General features: G+C 63.0%; 15 protein-coding genes. 5 read left to right on the forward strand and 10 right to left on the reverse strand.

Translation table 11 applies throughout. The features are described 5' to 3' along the window. Window positions 1-162: 162 nt before the first annotated feature. A complete protein-coding gene (locus EY713_RS13100) occupies window positions 163-357 on the forward strand; it encodes a hypothetical protein (protein WP_131115490.1) in 195 nt (64 codons plus the stop codon). A gap of 61 nt (window positions 358-418) precedes the next feature. Here the strand turns inward: EY713_RS13100 and EY713_RS13105 are convergent, their stop codons facing one another. The 5 genes from EY713_RS13105 to EY713_RS13125 are packed head-to-tail and all read right to left on the reverse strand — an operon-like array spanning window position 419 to window position 6,529. Further along, on the reverse strand, window positions 419-1,147 hold the full coding sequence (locus EY713_RS13105) for an amino acid ABC transporter ATP-binding protein (protein ID WP_131115492.1): 729 nt from the start codon (window positions 1,145-1,147) through the stop codon (window positions 419-421). Between the two features lie 7 nt (window positions 1,148-1,154). Further along, window positions 1,155-4,046 carry an FAD-dependent oxidoreductase gene (locus EY713_RS13110; protein WP_131115494.1) on the reverse strand — a complete coding sequence of 964 codons (2,892 nt, stop codon included), beginning with the start codon at window positions 4,044-4,046 and terminating at the stop codon, window positions 1,155-1,157. Further along, a complete protein-coding gene (locus tag EY713_RS13115; protein ID WP_131115495.1) occupies window positions 4,036-4,932 on the reverse strand; it encodes a dihydrodipicolinate synthase family protein in 897 nt (298 codons plus the stop codon). The genes EY713_RS13110 and EY713_RS13115 overlap by 11 nt, the downstream gene beginning before the upstream one ends. A gap of 42 nt (window positions 4,933-4,974) precedes the next feature. Then, complete coding sequence (locus EY713_RS13120) at window positions 4,975-5,664, reverse strand: amino acid ABC transporter permease (protein WP_131115497.1); 690 nt, start codon at window positions 5,662-5,664, stop codon at window positions 4,975-4,977. 34 nt (window positions 5,665-5,698) lie between these two features. Beyond that, window positions 5,699-6,529: an ABC transporter substrate-binding protein gene (locus tag EY713_RS13125; RefSeq protein ID WP_131115499.1), complete on the reverse strand. Its 831-nt coding sequence runs from the start codon at window positions 6,527-6,529 to the stop codon at window positions 5,699-5,701. A 246-nt stretch (window positions 6,530-6,775) separates the two neighbouring features. Here EY713_RS13125 and EY713_RS13130 point away from each other — a divergent pair, with 246 nt between their 5' ends. Next, a complete protein-coding gene (locus EY713_RS13130) occupies window positions 6,776-7,357 on the forward strand; it encodes a GntR family transcriptional regulator (RefSeq protein WP_245573009.1) in 582 nt (193 codons plus the stop codon). Between the two features lie 419 nt (window positions 7,358-7,776). Here the strand turns inward: EY713_RS13130 and EY713_RS13135 are convergent, their stop codons facing one another. The 4 genes from EY713_RS13135 to EY713_RS13150 form a co-directional block, all read right to left on the reverse strand. After that, window positions 7,777-8,847 (reverse strand): alpha/beta fold hydrolase, encoded by a 1,071-nt coding sequence (locus EY713_RS13135; RefSeq protein ID WP_170314079.1) that lies wholly within the window; start codon window positions 8,845-8,847, stop codon window positions 7,777-7,779. Window positions 8,848-8,989: 142 nt separating this feature from the next. Then, on the reverse strand, window positions 8,990-9,739 hold the full coding sequence (locus tag EY713_RS13140; RefSeq protein ID WP_131115503.1) for an SDR family oxidoreductase: 750 nt from the start codon (window positions 9,737-9,739) through the stop codon (window positions 8,990-8,992). 42 nt (window positions 9,740-9,781) lie between these two features. Next, the gene (locus tag EY713_RS13145; RefSeq protein ID WP_425374312.1) at window positions 9,782-10,201 is read right to left on the reverse strand and encodes a DUF6130 family protein; all 420 of its coding nucleotides are present in this window, start codon (window positions 10,199-10,201) and stop codon (window positions 9,782-9,784) included. Window positions 10,202-10,270: 69 nt separating this feature from the next. Then, a complete protein-coding gene (locus tag EY713_RS13150) occupies window positions 10,271-11,239 on the reverse strand; it encodes an MBL fold metallo-hydrolase (RefSeq protein WP_131115506.1) in 969 nt (322 codons plus the stop codon). A gap of 573 nt (window positions 11,240-11,812) precedes the next feature. On the opposite strand from EY713_RS13150, the gene EY713_RS13155 reads away from it, so the two are divergent. Next, entirely contained in the window at window positions 11,813-12,790 is a 978-nt protein-coding gene (locus tag EY713_RS13155; protein WP_131115508.1) for an AraC family transcriptional regulator, read from the forward strand. 99 nt (window positions 12,791-12,889) lie between these two features. Here EY713_RS13155 and EY713_RS13160 read toward each other — a convergent pair whose 3' ends face one another. After that, on the reverse strand, window positions 12,890-13,912 hold the full coding sequence (locus tag EY713_RS13160; protein ID WP_131115510.1) for a sugar-binding transcriptional regulator: 1,023 nt from the start codon (window positions 13,910-13,912) through the stop codon (window positions 12,890-12,892). A gap of 141 nt (window positions 13,913-14,053) precedes the next feature. Here EY713_RS13160 and EY713_RS13165 point away from each other — a divergent pair, with 141 nt between their 5' ends. After that, window positions 14,054-15,562, forward strand: a complete 1,509-nt coding sequence (locus EY713_RS13165) for an FGGY-family carbohydrate kinase (RefSeq protein ID WP_131115512.1) — start codon at window positions 14,054-14,056, stop codon at window positions 15,560-15,562. Between the two features lie 37 nt (window positions 15,563-15,599). Beyond that, complete coding sequence (locus tag EY713_RS13170) at window positions 15,600-16,616, forward strand: thiamine pyrophosphate-dependent dehydrogenase E1 component subunit alpha (RefSeq protein ID WP_245504301.1); 1,017 nt, start codon at window positions 15,600-15,602, stop codon at window positions 16,614-16,616. Window position 16,617: the final 1 nt, after the last annotated feature.

Raw genomic sequence — 16,617 nt, forward strand, 5'->3', positions numbered from 1 at the left:
GCAAGGCTCTCAGTTCGATCATCGTGTGGCGAAGCGGGTTTCGGCAAACGGCATCGATCGTTTCGGAGGCATAACATAAGTTTGATCGTGAGCCTGACCCGCGTTCTAGTCTCCCGTGCGCTCGGAGGTTCGTTCGATGGCAGCCAGACGACATCATTTTCGATGAGCCTCCCGGTCGAGGTCACGTATCGCGGCAAAAGCCGGGTCGGACAATATACTCTCCTGGGATACGGACCGCAGGCGATCGTGACCGTCACCTATCGCTTGAGCAAAATATCGAAGGAGTGCGGCAACTTCTCGGTCGAACGGATCGCCCGCAATCTCATCTTGGAAATGGTACGCGGCAGCCATTATTGAACAGGGCGGGTGTCGGCTCTTTGTTCGGCCTAACGCAGATGCCGGGGCCTTTCATCCAAGTTTAATGATGCAAGATCCGGCTCAGGAACGTCTTGGCACGCGGCGACGCCGTGTCGCCAAAGAAGGCGGCGGTGGGTCGGTCCTCGACGATGACGCCGCCGTCGATGAAGATGACGCGGTGGGCGACGCGACGGGCAAAGCCCATTTCATGCGTCACGCACATCATGGTCATGCCATCGCGCGCAAGCGCAGTCATGACGTCGAGCACCTCGGAGATCATCTCCGGATCGAGAGCGGACGTCGGCTCGTCGAACAGCATGGCCAGCGGGTCCATAGCGAGCGCGCGTGCGATAGCGACGCGTTGCTGCTGGCCACCCGAAAGCCGACCTGGATATTTGGCCGCATGATCGGCCAGGCCGACGCGATCGAGCAGCGCCAATGCCTTGCGTCGTGCGAGGTCTGAACTCCGGCCCAGGACCTTCATGGGTGCGAGCGTGAGATTGTCGATGATCGTGAGGTGAGGAAAGAGCTCGAAGCTCTGGAACACCATGCCGATCCGGGTCCTCAAGCCCGGCAGATCCGTCGACGGATCGCCGACCGAGATGCCGTCGACCAGGATCGTGCCTTCGTCGAACGGCTCCAGCGCATTCACGCATTTGATGAGCGTCGATTTGCCCGAGCCCGAGGGGCCGCACACGACCACGACCTCGCCTTTGGCGACATTTGTCGAGCAGCCCTTCAGCACCGTCGTGGCGCCGTAGCGCTTGGTGAGATTATGGATCTCGATCATGGGCCACCTAGCCTTCAAATCGTGCGATGGAAAAGCCCGAAATGTCGCGGTCGGTCGCGCCCCGGCTGATGAGGTCGGCCGTCATACGACCCATCAGCGGCCCGAGCGTGTAGCCGTTCGACGTCACGGCATGAAAGAGACCGGGCTGGCGCGGGTCCTCGCCGAGGATCGGGGCGCCATCGATGTTGATATTCATGGCGGCCCACGAGCGGAGGACGTGCAACTTACGCAAGCCTGGCATCACACGCTGCGCGACCCAAAGATTGCCCTCCAGGCTCGCCATCCGAGGGCGAGGATGTCCGTGCACGGGGTCGAGCCCGGCCGTCCAACCACCGCCGATCAGGAACGAGCCGTTCGCGGCTTGCTTCAACGTGAGATGGCGGTCCGCGTGAGCCACGAGGCAGGTGAGGGCGGGCGCGGCCGGTTCCGTGACCACCATCTGCAGGGGCGCCCCATGCACCGGCACATTCAAGCCGAGCATTCGCCCGATGGTCGAGGCAAATGCCCCAGCCGCGTTGACGATCCGAGGGGCCGTGACGGTGCCACGCGACGTCCCGATCCGAAACCCTTGCTGGTTTCGTGTAATGTGGGTGACGGCCGCGCGGCGCTCCACCCGAGCGCCCGCCTCGAGTGCGGCCGCAAGGATGCCCTGCGTGGCGACCAGAGGATTGATCTTCCCTTCGTCCGGACAGAAGGCAGCCCCCACAAAATCGTCGGCGAGTGCGGGTTCGAGCCGCCGGAGATCGGCGGCCGTGATGACGTCGCAGGTGACGCCGTGTTGGCGCTCGACCCGCGTCTTGGCGTTCAGAAAGGCGAGATCGCGCTCGGTCTCCGCCACCATCAATCCGCCGGTGCGCTTGATCTCGAAGTCGACCCCAAGCTCGCGTTCGAGCGCCATCCAAAGCGCGATGGAGTCGCGCTGCAGCGGCAATGTCCGGGCCGCGGGGGCGCCGCCCGCTTCGGCCCGGGCCCCATGGTCGAACGACAGCAATTGGCCATGCAGGCTGCCGGCATTGCCGCCCGACGCAAGGCTGTTCGGCTCCGCGCGGTCGAGCACCAGCACGTCGTGCCCCGCACGGGCCAGAAAGAGAGCCGTCGCAAGGCCCACGATGCCGGCTCCGATCACGACCACGTCGGCGTGAAGGTCGCCGTGGAGCTCGACCGACGCGGGGCCGGGAATCCAGTCCGGCAGCATGTTGCGCGTGTGGCCGCCCCATTCGGGCTTTTCGAGCGCCAGAGCCGCAAGCGGGACGGGGCGAAGCGGCATCTGCGGCGCAAAGGCGGCGCGTTCGTCCGGATGGGTGCCGACGAGCCGCTGGAGATGTTCGGCGCAGTAACGGCCCTGGCAGCGTCCCATGCCGGCGCGCGTGAGGCGTTTCAGCGTGGCGAGGTCGGTCACGTCATGGTCGACGATCGCGCGCTCCAGCGTGCCACGCGTAAGAGATTCGCAGCGGCAGACGATCGTCTCGCTTGTGGCGCGCGACAGGCCAGGCGGCTCGGCGGCGAACAGAGCCCAGAGGTGGCGCTGGAAGGTCGCGGCGCGCGCGAGGCGCTTGATCACAGGCTGGTCGTCGGCCGACACGGCAAAGCCGAGTTGTCGCGCTGCGGCCCGACCCGCCAGCAATCCCTGCTGGCTCGCCATCGCGGCGCCCCCGAACCGGCCCGCTTCGCCGACCACCAGGATATCGGCTTGTGATGTCGTTCCGGTGAAATCGTGGACAAGGCTGAGTTCATGGCTGCCATCGGCTTCGTATCGGCATCCGAGCAGACGCGGCAAGTCGTGCGAGGGGCGGAACCCCTCGCCGATGGCGACGAGATCCACCGGGATGAGACGTGGCGCTGGGGCGCCTTGCGTCGACACCGCGATCTGTTTGACGCGATCTGTGCCCCTGGCCTCGATCACCCGGCTGCTCCACAAAACCGGACGACCTGCCCGGCGCAGCGCCGCGATCTGGCGCAGGCCGGCGCTGGCGAGCGTGGGGCCTGCACGTAGCAGCGCTGCCGCCTCGCGCGGGCGCGTCCAAGGCGGCGGTGCGGCCTCGATGACAGCGACCGGCGTCACGCCCCGACGGAGCAATTCGGCCGCGACTTGGAGGTTCAACGGGCCGTTGCCGGCGATGGCGATCCGCATGGGGGGAACGAAGCCGTCGCTCCTCAAAAGCGTTTGCAGTGCGCCGGTCGTCATGATGCCCGGCAGGGTCCAGCCGGGAAGGATCGGGGCCGCTTCAAAGGCTCCTGTGGCCACGATCAACCGGCGTGGCCGAATGCGCCTCGCGACGGCGTCGACGATGCATCCGATGACGAGGCCGCCGGACGCGTCGCGTTCGCCACCCCAGACGATGCCGCCGGATTGGAGATCGACGCCGGCGGCCCGAACGCGCGCGATCAAAACGGCCCCATCGCGAGCCTGCTGATCCACCGGATTGGCGGGGTGCGTGGCGGGTTGCTTGTAGTACTGGCCGCCCGGCGCGGGACGCTCGTCGATGAGCAGAACCGTCGCGCCTGCCGCCCGCGCACTTTCGGCTGCGGCGAGACCGGCCGGACCGGCGCCGACCACCAGAATGTCGACGGCGATCTCGGAGAAGCTCTCAGGGGGTTCCGTGAGAGACGACAGCGTATCCGACCGGATGTCGGGCAATTGCGGCTGGCCACCAAGGCGCATGCCGTCCCGCGCCTTGGTCAGGCAGGCGCGCTGACCGGCTCGGCCATCCACGCTCACCAGACAATCGTGGCAAACCCCCATCCCGCAAAATGGCCCGCGCGGCGTTCCGTCCCGGCCGAGGCCGTGCGCCATGGCGCCACTTGCCAAGATCGCCGCAGCGATACTCTCGCCCGGGACAGCAAAGAGCGGCGCTCCATCGAGCGTCATCCGCCAGATGGCGCCACGCCTATGCGGCATGGGGAAAGGCAAGACCGAAAGTTTCGACCATGACCTTCAGGGCTGCATCCTCGGCTGCCGGGAGCGGCAGGCGCGGGGGGCGCGGCGGACCGGCCGGCAGGCCCATGTGGCTGAGCAAGGCCTTGGTGGCTGCGACGTAGCGGTGTCCGCCGACGGCCTCGATCAGCGGCAGCCACTTGAGGTAAAGCGCATGGGCTTCGCGCACCTTGTTGTCGTCAGCCACGAGCGTGAAGAGCCGCGCCAGCGGGCCCGGCGCCACATTGGACGCCACCGCGACCCAACCCTCGGCGCCCTCGACGAACGATTCAAAACCGAGAATGCCGCCGAATACCGTCATTCGATCGCCGCAGAGTCTCAGAATGTCGCGCACGCGCGTCACCTCCAACGTCGATTCCTTGATGTAGCGGCAGTTGTCGATGGCGGCGAGACGCGCGACTAGCCCCGGCTTCAAGTCGACGTTCGAGGTCGCTGGGTTGTTATAAATCATGATCGGAATGCCGATCGCACGGGCGACGGTGTCATAGTGATGCACGATCTCATCGTCGGTCGGCGTCGAATAGAAAGGTGGGATCACCATAACGCCGTCGGCGCCGAGGCGCTCGGCTTGCTGGCTCAGGCGCACCGCTTCGCGGGTGTCCTCGGCTCCCGTGCCGATCAACGTCGGGACGCGGCCTGCTGCGGTGCGGATCACGGTTTCGGCGACGGCGATGCGCTCGTCTTCGGTCAACGAGAGAAATTCGCCTGTCGAGCCGAGCGGGATCAGGCCGTGGATGCCCTCCCGGATCTGCCACTCGACGAAATGGGCGAGCGCCGCGAGATCGAGCCGACCATCCTCGTGGTTCGGCGTCATCATCACTGTATAGGTGCCGCGAAAGGTTTTGCTCATCGTCTTGGATCCCGGGCGTTTCCGCGCCCCATCTCAGGAAGGTCAGGCGCCCGCGCCCGTCGGCGGCGCGTCCGCGCGGCCGGCATATAGCTCGAGCCGGCGCTGCACGAGTTGCCAGGCGGTGGTCATGACGAGGTAGTAGAGCGCCGCAACCGTGAAGAGCTCCAGCACCTCGAATTTTTCCTGAATCAGCAATTGGGTCCGGCGCAACAGCTCCTCCATCGAAATGACGGACGTGATCGACGTGGTCTTGAGCAAGCCGTTCACTGAATTGCCGAGCGGCGGGAGAATGATGCGGAACGCCTGCGGCAGCACGATATGCTGCATGATCTGCCGCTCTTTCATGCCGAGCGCACGGGCCGCTCGCACCTGGCCTTGTGGTACGGCGCCAATGCCGGCCCGAATGATTTCGGCCAGATAGGCCGCCTCGTTGAGCGACAGACCGATGAGGGCCGATTGGATCACGCCGAACTTGATCCCGAGTTGCGGCAGACCGGTATAGATGACGATCAGTTGCACCAGGAGCGGCGTGCCGCGAAACAGCCAGACGTAGAAGCCAGCCGGCGCCGACACGGGAAGCACGCGAGAGCGGCGCATCATGGCGAGCACGAACCCGAGCGCCAGACCGCACACCATGGAAACGGCTGTCAGCCATAAGGTCGCCCACGCTCCGGCGAGGATGTAGGGATTGACGAGATACTCGAAAAATCCCGACCAGTCCCAGGCGTTCATGCGTTGCCGATCTCCGATCGCAGGGTTGGCTCGTTCAGGTCGCCGGACCCTGCACCGCAAGGGCGCCAGCGGGCGCCACCACGCCATAGCGGTCGAACAGCGTCTTGTAGCTGCCGTCCTTCTGCATATCGTCCAGCACCTTCAACACGGCATCGGCCAGGGGCTTGCTCTTGAAGGCTAGCGCTACCGGCGTCGGGTAGAGGCCCGAAATGGCACGTTTAAAGTCGCCACGATCGGCATAATCCTTGGCGACGCCATCGATCGACACCACGGCTTCCACCTGGCCGGCCCGGAGCGCCTGATAGGCCAGCGCGAAGGAGTCGAAGGTGAGGATCGTCAGGCCCTTGCCGCCGGTGCGCTTCAATTCGGCGTCGATGGCTTTGGCCTTGCCCTCCTCGAAACCGCCAATCTCCACGCCGACCGTCTTGCCTTCCAGATCCTCGAGTTTGCTGATGGGAGCTTTCGAGGTAGGCGGAACCGAAATGCTGATGGCCTGCATCTCATAAGGGATCATCTGCATCAGCTTGGCGCGCTCGGGCGTGAAGAAGATGCCCGTGTTGATCATGTCCCAGCGTCCGCCCTTGAGGCCGGGAACCATCGCGTCGAACTCGATTTTCACAAATTCGGGCGTGAGACACAGACGCTTGGCGATCTCTTTGCCAAGCTCGATCCGCATGCCGACGAGCTGGCCGGTCTTGTCGACATATTGCAGCGGCGGCAGCGTCGGATTGGTCGACATCACCAAGGTGCCGGGCTTGATCAGATCGGAGGTCGCCACCGGCGACGTGCAATCGGCGGCCCAGGCCGCTCCCGAGAGCAGGGATGCCGCCAAAAAAGGCAGAAGCAAGCGAGCGAAACGGACCATCGAACATCCCCTCGAATTTTGAACTCATCAACGGTATACAATTGGAATACTGTTTGGCAAGTTGAGAAAGCGAGGCGGCGCTCGATTGCAAGTTTCCGTCTTGTGCTTGCTCCGATTTGCCGATGGCCCGTAAGGAAGTCCGATGTTCGCCCGACCTCTCTGTTTCCCTTGGTTCGTATGAGTTTGCCCGACTTTAAACCGAGCCCGTTGAACCTCGGAAACCTCGCCTACGAGGCGCTCTCTGACATGATCCGCCACAAGCGCCTGCGCGGCGGCGACGTGATCGTGGAGGCGCGCTTGGCGGAGACCATCGGGGTTTCGCGCACACCGCTTCGCGAGGCGCTGCAACGGCTCGAGGGCGAGGGGATGGTCGAGAAGACCGGTGGACGCTCCTATTGTGTGCGCCGGGTGGACCTCGTCGAATATTTGAAGAGCCTCAAGGTGCGCGAGATTTTGGAGCCCGAGGCCGCGGCGCTGGCTGTCGACCACATCCCAGGCGTGCGGCTTGCTGCCGTGCGGCAGGAAACGCTGCAGATGCTCGAAGCCACCACCTACCACACCGACGCGCATTGGCGCTCGGACGACAACCTGCACAATATGTTCATCGACGGCTCGGGGAACGAGGTGATGGCCCGCATCCTTCGGCAGTTGCGAGCGACGACGCGATTATTCGAGATCGACCGGCTGAAAGAGCGCTTGAAGCCCGACTCGCGTGAGCATCTCGTCATCGTGGATGCGCTGATCGCCGGCGATGCAGGCGCGGTCCGTGAGGCGGTGACGATCCATATCCGCAGCCTCATCGATTTCGCGCTTGCGGCCCTCCGGTAGCGCTGTTCAGGCGTGAGACGAGAGGGGCACGGCGGAGCGGTCTAACCATTGACTTGCATCGCGGCAGTGACATGTCTGGTTTTGCAAATGCGGTCGGTCGGACAGTCGAGCTCGTTCAATAAGCGAAGCCAAAAAGCCGGCTCTCCCAAACAGCAATCGATACATTTTGTCGACGCCGGGCCCCAAGAACTTTCGGACGTCATGCACGTTGAGCGATGCGCGAGCGGGCTGCCTTGGCAGCTGGGATCATCTGTCCGAACCGGAGTCCCTTCCGCTCGCGTACATCAGAGCGGTTCACCGGACGCCACGTGACTGTCGCGATCGGTTGATTCGTCGCCACCCTGGCGCCATTGCACCTGTCGAGCCGCAAAAGGGCAGGACGTGACCGTTGGCGCGGTTGGAAAAGTCCGAGCGAACGTTTACGCCTGATGGGCTGCATCCCGTATGGCGTCAGCAAAGGCTGCCGGCGCCTCTTGTGGTAAGTTGTGCCCGATGCCGCCACGGATCAGGCGGTGGGCATAAGGTCCGGTATATTTGGCGGCATAGCTTGCCGGCTCTGGATGCGGCGCACCGTTCGCGTCGCCCTCGATCGTGATCGTCGGAACCGTGATGGCGGGGGCCGATGCGAGACGACTCTCATAGGTTTCATAAAGAGCCTCGCCCTGCGCAAGACTGAGCCGCCAGCGATAATTATGGATCACGATCGCGACGTGGTCCGGGTTGTCGAAGGCGCGTGCGGTCCTCTCGAACGTGGCGTCGTCGAACCGCCAGTCGGGTGAAGCGCTCTGCCAGATGAGCCGGGCGAAATCGCGCCGGTTGCGCTCGTATCCCAAACGGCCACGTTCGGTCGCAAAATAAAACTGATACCACCAGGCAAGTTCGGCCTTCGGCGGCAGCGGTGCCTCGCTGGCGTGCTGGCTCCCAATCAGATAGCCGCTCACCGAAACCAGTGCTGCACAGCGGCCCGGCCAGAGCGCCGCGACGACATTTGCTGAACGCGCACCCCAGTCGAAGCCTCCCAAAACCGCCTTCTCGATTTTCATCGCATCCATTAGGGCAATGACATCAAGGGCGAGAGCAGTCTGCTGGCCGTTGCGGGGCGTGTCGGCGGATAAGAAGCGTGTCGCTCCGTAACCCCGGAGATAGGGAACGATCACGCGATAGCCCTCGGAAGCGAGCAAGGGCACGACCTCGACGAAACTATGGATGTCGTAGGGCCATCCGTGCAGAAGGATCATCACCGGTCCGTCAGCCGGCCCATCCTCGACGTAAGCAATGCTGAGCGGACCCGCGTCGATCTGCTTGAGTGGCGGAAACGAGGTCTTGTAACGTGGCACCTCTGAGGATTTGACGGCATGCGCGCTCGTCGTCGCCTCGGCCGCAAGAGCGCTCTTCGCAACAATTTGCGTCGACGCCATGGTTGCCGCGGTCAACGCCATAAAGCGGCGGCGCTCGACATTCGTCAGAGCGGGTTTTCTGATCGTGACCATGAGCAACCTCCAGAACCATCGTGCCGAGGAGAGCGGCCGCAATGCTCATTTTGATCGGCTTGGATCGGTGGGACTTGATCATCCGATGGCTCTTCCGGTTCGCGTGATGCCGAGTTCCAAGTCTTTGCGGTTGAGCCAGTTGCTAAATTTGAGCCGCGCCGCCATCGACGAAAAGCTCGCTTCCGGTGATGAAATTGCTGTCATCGGAGGCGAGGAAGAGCGCCGCGCGTGCGACCTCGTCGACGTTGCCGAGACGAGCCAGGGGCGTTGTCGCTTTGACGTAGGCGAGCATCTGCTGATGCGCTTCCTCCGACGTGGCCAGGTCATGCCAACCGGGGGTCGACGTGGCGCCGGGGACGAGCACGTTGATGCGGATCTGACGGGGCGCCACGTCAAGGATCCAGCAGCGGGCGAAATTGCGGATCGCCGCCTTGCTGGCGCTGTAGACACTGAAGGCGGGGGTTCCGGTCGTGGCGGCAGTCGAGCCGGTCAGAATGACGGAGCTGCCATCTTTCAAGAGCGGGAGCGCCGTCTGGACCGTGAAGAGGGTGCCTTTGACATTGATCGAGAATGTTCTGTCGAAGTGGTCCTCGGAGATGGCTCCAAGGGGGGCAAACTCCCCGCCGCCGGCATTTGCAAAAAGCACATCGATGCGACCGGCCTGGTCACCGACGATCTGAAACAGGCGATCCAAATCGTCTTGCTTCGAAATATCGCTCTGGATGCCTCGAGCATTCTTCCCGACCTCGGCGACAGCTGCATCGAGTTCTGTCTTGCGGCGACCGGTCATGAAAACCAACGCGCCCTCTGCTGCAAAGAGCTTTGCGGCAGCTAAACCGATGCCACTATTCGCACCGGTGATCACGGCGACTTTGCCTTGCAGGCGGTCCATGGTCGTGTCTCCCTCGAGGACTGGTACGCTATTCGGCGAATGTCACTGTGAACGCGGAGGTTGGGGGATCATCAAGCTCAAGCGTTTGGCGTCGATCACCTTGTGGGTTGGATCCGCGAGTTCGATGAGCACCTCATGCGGGCCAGGCTTCAGCCCAACCAAGATGATGGTTTCGCCGCTTGCATCGACGAAGTGCCACGGCGCGTCGTCGACCGTGACGTGAACATGCCCGATGCGGGGCGAGACCTGGAGAGCGCCAGCCCCAAAGACGGGAACGACCCGAAGATTTTCGGTCCGATATTGGATGAACACACGGCCGAGCGCCAAGGGCCCGGCAAGGGGAGCATCAACGATGAGTTTGGGCGGAGCCTCGTTTTTGATCGCCACCAAGGCCGATGGGCCGCGAATGTCTCTCGCGCTTTGAGGCAGGGCGTGGGCGGGTAAGAGTGTTGATGCTGCCATGACGATTAGGCCTCTCAGCGATACATGCATGGCGGATCTCCCGGATGACCAATATGCTGTGGAACGCGCTCACAATCCTTCGTAGACCAGCCGGGTGAAGAGGGCCGGATTGATCACGAAGGTCCCCCACGCGGCATCGGACGCAGCCGTTGGCTTGGCCGCGATGATCGCGTCGAGCGAGTACCCGTTCTTTTTCAGCGCAGACACATTCGCCCGAGCCGCGACCAGCATGTCGTGGAAGGCCTGCAGTTGAGAGCGATTGCTGACCGGTGAGCCGTGCCCGGGAATGATGATTGTCTTGTCGGATGTCTTGGAAAGATTGGTTTCAGCGGCTCGGATAGAGCCGTCGATGCTGCCACCGGTCGAGTAGTCGATAAAAGGATAGATCCCGTTCCAATATGTATCGCCGGTGTGCAGGATGTCGGGCTCGGTGAAGTAGACTCCGATGTCGCTGTCTGTGTGGGCTGGGCCGTAATACTTCAGCGCAATGGTGGTCTTGTTCAGCGTGAGCATCTGCTCATCGGCAAAGACGTCGGTCGGCAAAGCGGCCGCCGCGAGCGGTTGAAAATCGTAGCTCCAATCCTCGACCCGCTGCATCGTCAGGAGATGCTTGCGTGTGTTGTCGTGCGCCATGATGGTCGGGCCGAGTTCACACAGCCACTCATTGCCGTTCGCATGATCGAAATGCCAATGCGTGTTGATCAAATGCGTGACAGGCTCTGGCCCGAGTGTGGCAAGGGCAGTTGCAACCTGCGGATGCGACACTGCAATCCCGGTGTCGATCAGCACCTTCCCATCGGCTCCATTCAAGACCGCGATGTTCCCCCCGGACCCCTCGAGCACGGCAATGTCGCCGCGGAGACGGTAGATCGCGATCGGCGTCGTGACGGCTGCAGACTTGATGCGCTGCACGATACCGAGCGCCTCTGCATAAGCTTCGCCCGGCGTAAGCCACCGACTGGCCGCAAGCGCAGGCGCGGACAGGCAGCACAGACAGAAGCCGCGCCGAGACATGCTGTGGGCGTGTTTACGAGTCATTTGCCTGTCGATCCCAAAATAATATCTTGTGACGATCACGCGTTGCGCGGCTTATTTGAGAGCGATCTTGTGGTCCAGAACGTCACGGATCAGTGGGTTCGCGACACGGGCTTGGCTTTACGAACGCGACTTTTCATATTTCGAGCATATGCAGTAGAAAATTCGATATTTAATAAAAAATATTGCTTCTACCCAAAATCTCGAGCCAAGATAATTATTCAACGTGTTCTATGATTTGGAAAATGATATGTATGTAATATAAATTGTAAATCAGGCATTGTTTACATGATCTCGATGATCTCTTAGAGGCCGAAATCGTTTTCTGAAGCTTCAAAATGAATCAGTATGAGGCTGGTCTTTGTGACTGGGCTCACGGGTCAGACGCAGTGCTCCCGAGCCGCAGATTGCTTTGAAGCCGCGCTCATGTCTGTCACGATGGCGCGGTATTTATGATGAAAGCGGTTGTTTAGAGTCAGTCTCTCGGCACGCGGCTTCGTTTCGCTCGCGCTTGGTTATCCAGCACAAGACCGACATTCGCTTAGACACGCACACGACGTCACAAGGGAGCATTCAATGCCGAGCGCAGGGGTGTATGGATCTCGACTGGCGAGCCGCTTTCGCCTCGAGGCGGCACCGGTCCTCGTGTCCAAGACGTTGCAGAAAACCGAGGTGGCGGTGACCAACCTGCAACTCCCTGCGGCGGACCACCGTCTGACAGAAGCGATCCCGCACGAGGATGCCTATCTGGTCGCTGTCATGCTGCGCGACGTCCTCGAGCATGAGTTGTGGCTTGATGGGCGAGCGATCCCGCGTTCGCCGTTCCTGGCCGGATCGACAGTATTTTATGATTTAAGGCGAAACCCGATCGCGCGCTGCCTCAGCCCGTTCAACACGTTGTTTTTTTACGTTCCGCGCGGCGTGTTTGACCTCGTCGCCGACCAAGCCGAGGCGTCACACGTCGATGAGCTGAACTATGTGCCAGGCGAGGGCATCGCCGATGCCTTACTGCACGGCTTGGCACGCACCCTCCTTCCGGCTCTCGATCGGCCCGATGAAGTCAACCGGCTCTATTTCGAGCATGTTGCGCTCGCGGCCTGTACACACATTGCCCGCACCTATGGTGGCATGGTTGCTCGGAGCTCGAAGATTGGGGTTTTGGCCCCGTGGCAGGAGAGGAGGGCCAAGGCCCTCATCGCCGCCAATCTTCAGGGGGACTTGTCGCGGGCACAACTCGCGGCGGAATGCGGGCTGTCCGCCGATTATTTCGGCCGCGCCTTCAAACGAACCACCGGCACCAGCCCGCATCAATGGCTGATGCAGAGAAGGGTGGACGTGACCAAAGACCTGCTCCGATGCTCGAATCTGACCCTGGCGGAAGTCGCAGTCGCGGCCGGGTTCCACGACCAAAGCCATATGAGCCGCGTCTTTTCCCAAGCGACATCGACGACACCTGCTTCGTGGCGGCGTGACTTCGACGCGGGGGACGCTCGGCGCTGTCTGCGTCGACATCAACGAAACGCGAGAGCCACAAAGGACGTCGTTCCGGCGTAACGTCGGCTCCCGGCGAGCGTCGAGTCCGAGTAATAACGGGCCTCGGAGAGCGTTGAGGCTTGTCTCACTGAAACGCTTGAGCCATCGCCGGCGGCTATGTCACCTCAACTCGCGGCAGATCGCCAGGCCAGTATCGCCGTCGACGATCAATCCTTTGACAAGGCCTGCTCGCAGCAAACCCGTGATCGCGTCGACTTTTTCGAGGCCGCCGGCCAGCAGGACGACATGCCGGCCCCGCAAAGCTTCCGGCTCGACCGCCAGGGTACGGCTGCTCAGCGGGTGGCGGATTTCGCGTCCCTCCGCGTCGAAGAGCCGGCCGAGCGTATCGCAGACCGCGCCTTGCGCGCGGATGCTCTGCAACTCGGCGGATGACAGCATGTCGTGAACCCGGAGGAACGACGTCTCGGCGAGTTCACCGGTCGAGATGAGAAAGAGATCGGCCGATCGGGCAAGGTCCATCGCGTCGGCGACGGACCGTTGCGACAACAGCACGTCGCGATCCGACTCCGAATCGGCGATGAACGGAACCGGGAGAAAATGCCCTTCGCCGCCGGTGCGAGCTGCAAAAGCCTGAACCACCTCGAACGGATTGGATGCGGAGTTGCGCGTCAGCGAGCCAAGCAGCGAGATAAACATCGCTTCGGCGTTGCGGACGCCTGACAGTTGCTGGGCTACCTGCTCGATCGTGCGGCCCCAACTGACCCCCACCTTGATCGGTCCGTTCTGAAGCTTGCCGCGAAGGAAGTTCGCGCCTGCATTGCCCACGGCCCGACGCGCCACCAGCCCCTGCATCCGGATCGCTGCCGCATCGGTCACGTCGAGCGGCTCGAAACCGATAGCCGGGGTGGAGAGGCAGAAATCGAGGCCGAACGCGTCGGCGATCGTCTGTTCGGTGGCGACGTCCCGCGCCGACTCGTGATGGATCGTGACACTCACGAGACCGCGCTCGCGCGCCTCTGCCAGCAGGCGGTTCACGCGGCTGCGATGCAGCCCGAGTCGGGTCGCGGTTTCCTCCTGGTTCAATCCGGCCACGTGATAGAGCCACGCCGTCCGAACCAACAGGGCATCGTCGCTGTCGTGATTCAGCGCGAGGGTCAGGCGTTTGGGGGCTTTGGCTATCATCAAATCAGCTTGACAAATCCGCTTCCGACGCACAACCTCTGCACAAATGTCGCCGCATAAGTCAAATGTGCGACCTTAGGGAGGGTTGATGTCAGTGCGCGATCTCCGCGGAAACGGATCTGCCGGCCGGGAGCGTCTCCGATGAGCGTCGTGATCGGGGTCGATGGCGGCACCGAAGGCTTGCGCGCCGGTGTGTACAACCGGGCAGGGCGCTGTCTCGGCGCTGCCTCGCAGAATTACGACACCCATTTCTCGGCCGGAGCGCGGGCCGAACAGAACCCTGAAGAGTGGTGGAGCGCCCTCGGGATCGCGGTGCGTAAAGCGATGACGGCAGCCGGCGTTTCGCCCAAGGCGGTCGATGCGATTGCGCTCGATACGACCTCCTGCACGGTTGTGGCGCTGGATCGAGACGGGCGACCAGTTCGCCCGGCCATTCTCTGGATGGATGTGCGCGCCGGTGCGGAAGCCGCCGCCGTGTTGGCGACGGGCGACGAGGCGCTGCGCGTCAATGGCGCCGGCCAAGGTCCTGTTTCGGCCGAATGGATGATCCCCAAGGCGCTCTGGATCTCGCGACACGAGCCGGACGTCTTCGCGCAAGCCGCCACGATTTGCGAATACCAGGATTTCATGACCCTGAGGCTGACGGGGCGACGTGTCGGCAGTCTGACGAACGTGTCGCTGCGGTGGCACTATTCGAGCGAACGCAAGGGCGGCTGGCCCTATGGCTTGCTGAAAGCGTTGGACCTCGAGATTCTCGCCGATAAATGGCCGTCCGACATTCTGCCGCCGGGCGACGTCATCGGCCCTTTGACCACGGCCGCGGCGGCCCACCTCGGATTATCTGAGCGGACCCAGGTCATTCAAGGCGGTGTCGATGCGGTGATCGGGATGATCGGGCTCGGGGTCGCGGCGCCGGGACAACTCGCGCTCATCACCGGCTCGTCGCATTTGCAGTTCGGCGTCGTGGCCGATGGTGCGATCAGCAAACCGGGGCTTTGGGGTGCCTATCCGGACTTGCCGATCCCCGGCCGCTACATGCTCGAAGGGGGTCAAACTTCAACCGGCTCAATTGTCAATTGGCTGCGTCGGCTTGGCGGGTCGTCCTTTGATCTAGCGACCTTGAACGAGGAAGCGGCCGCCCTTCGCCCCGGTTGCGACGGGCTTCTGGTTCTCGATCATTTCCAGGGCAACCGGACGCCTTATACCGATCCGCATTCGCGCGGGGCCTTCGTTGGTCTGACGCTGGCGCATGGGATGCCACATCTGTTTCGTGCAGCCATCGAAGGGATTTGCATGGGCACGCGGTCGATCCTCGACCGCATGGCGGAAGCCGGCTTCGACGGACGCGAGATCGTGATCGGCGGTGGCGCGGCGAAATCCGACCTTTGGCTGCAGATCCATGCCGACACGGCCGGTCTTCCGGTCGTGGTGCCGGATGCCGCCGATGCGCCCTTGGTCGGGGCCGCCATCCTGGCCTTCACCGGCATCGGCGTATTCGCGTCCATCTCGGAGGGGATCGCCGCCATGGTGCGCCCCGGTCGTCGGATCGAACCGAGACCCGCCGAACGCGCGCTCTATGACGACATCTATCTCCGTTACGTCGAACTTTACCCTGCGCTCAGACTGTTTCGGTCGACCGCAAGCGCCTGAGCGCTCGGGCTCCCCTGCTTTTCGAGATCATCGCTTCATGTCCAGCAACACGCCCCTTCTCGACCTCTATCGCACCATGCGCCGGATCCGCAGCTTCGAGGAGCATGTGGCCGAACTCTACGTCCGCGGCGAGTCGGCCGGTTCGATGCTGCATCTCTCGATCGGAGAGGAGGGGGCGGCCGCCGGCGTCTGCGCCGCGATGCAGCCGCAAGACAGCTTCACGACTCATCATCGAGGCCACGGCATCTTCCTGGCGCGCGGCGCCGAACCCGACCGCATGATGGCGGAGATCGGCGGCAAGGAAACAGGGTATTGCCGGGGCAAGGGTGGCTCCATGCACATCGCCGACATGACGCTGGGCCATCTCGGCGCCAATGCGATCGTGGGCGGGGGCATCTCGCACGTGGTCGGGGCTGGGCTCAGCTACAAGCGGCTCAAAACCGATGCGGTTTCGGTCGCATTCTTCGGCGACGGCGCCATGCAGCAGGGTATCCTCTACGAAAGCATGAACATGGCGGCCCTGTGGGATCTGCCGGTCGTCTTCGTCTGCATCAACAATCAATATGGCATGGGCACGCGCATCGATCGCGCGACCCGGAATGTGGCGTTTGAGAAGCGCGCCGAAGCCTTCGGCCTTAATGCCGAGATGGTCGATGGCGAGGACGTCGAAGCGGTGTTCCATACGGCTCAGGGACTCGTCGACGCGGCGCGGGCGGGCAAGCCGGGCTTCATGGCCGTGTCGTGTTTCCGCTTCTTCGGTCATGGCCGCAAAGACAAGAGCCCGTACCGAACCGCGGAGGAGGAGGAAATCGGCCGCAAGCGCGACCCGATCGCCCGCACCCGCGAGACGCTGCTGACGCGCAATCTGACGACCGCCGCCGCCCTTGATGCGATCGACGAGGAGGTGACGCGGGAGATGAATGCCACGATCGACTTCACGACGGCCGCCGCCGCCCCGGCGCAAGCCTCCATGTTCCGCGATGTCTTCGCGGTCGGAGAGCCCGAGCCGGAGCCGCTCCGCACGCGGATCGACCGCATCCTGGCTCGGACCTGAG

The sequence above is a fragment of the Lichenihabitans psoromatis genome (assembly GCF_004323635.1).
Lineage (GTDB): Bacteria > Pseudomonadota > Alphaproteobacteria > Rhizobiales > Beijerinckiaceae > Lichenihabitans > Lichenihabitans psoromatis.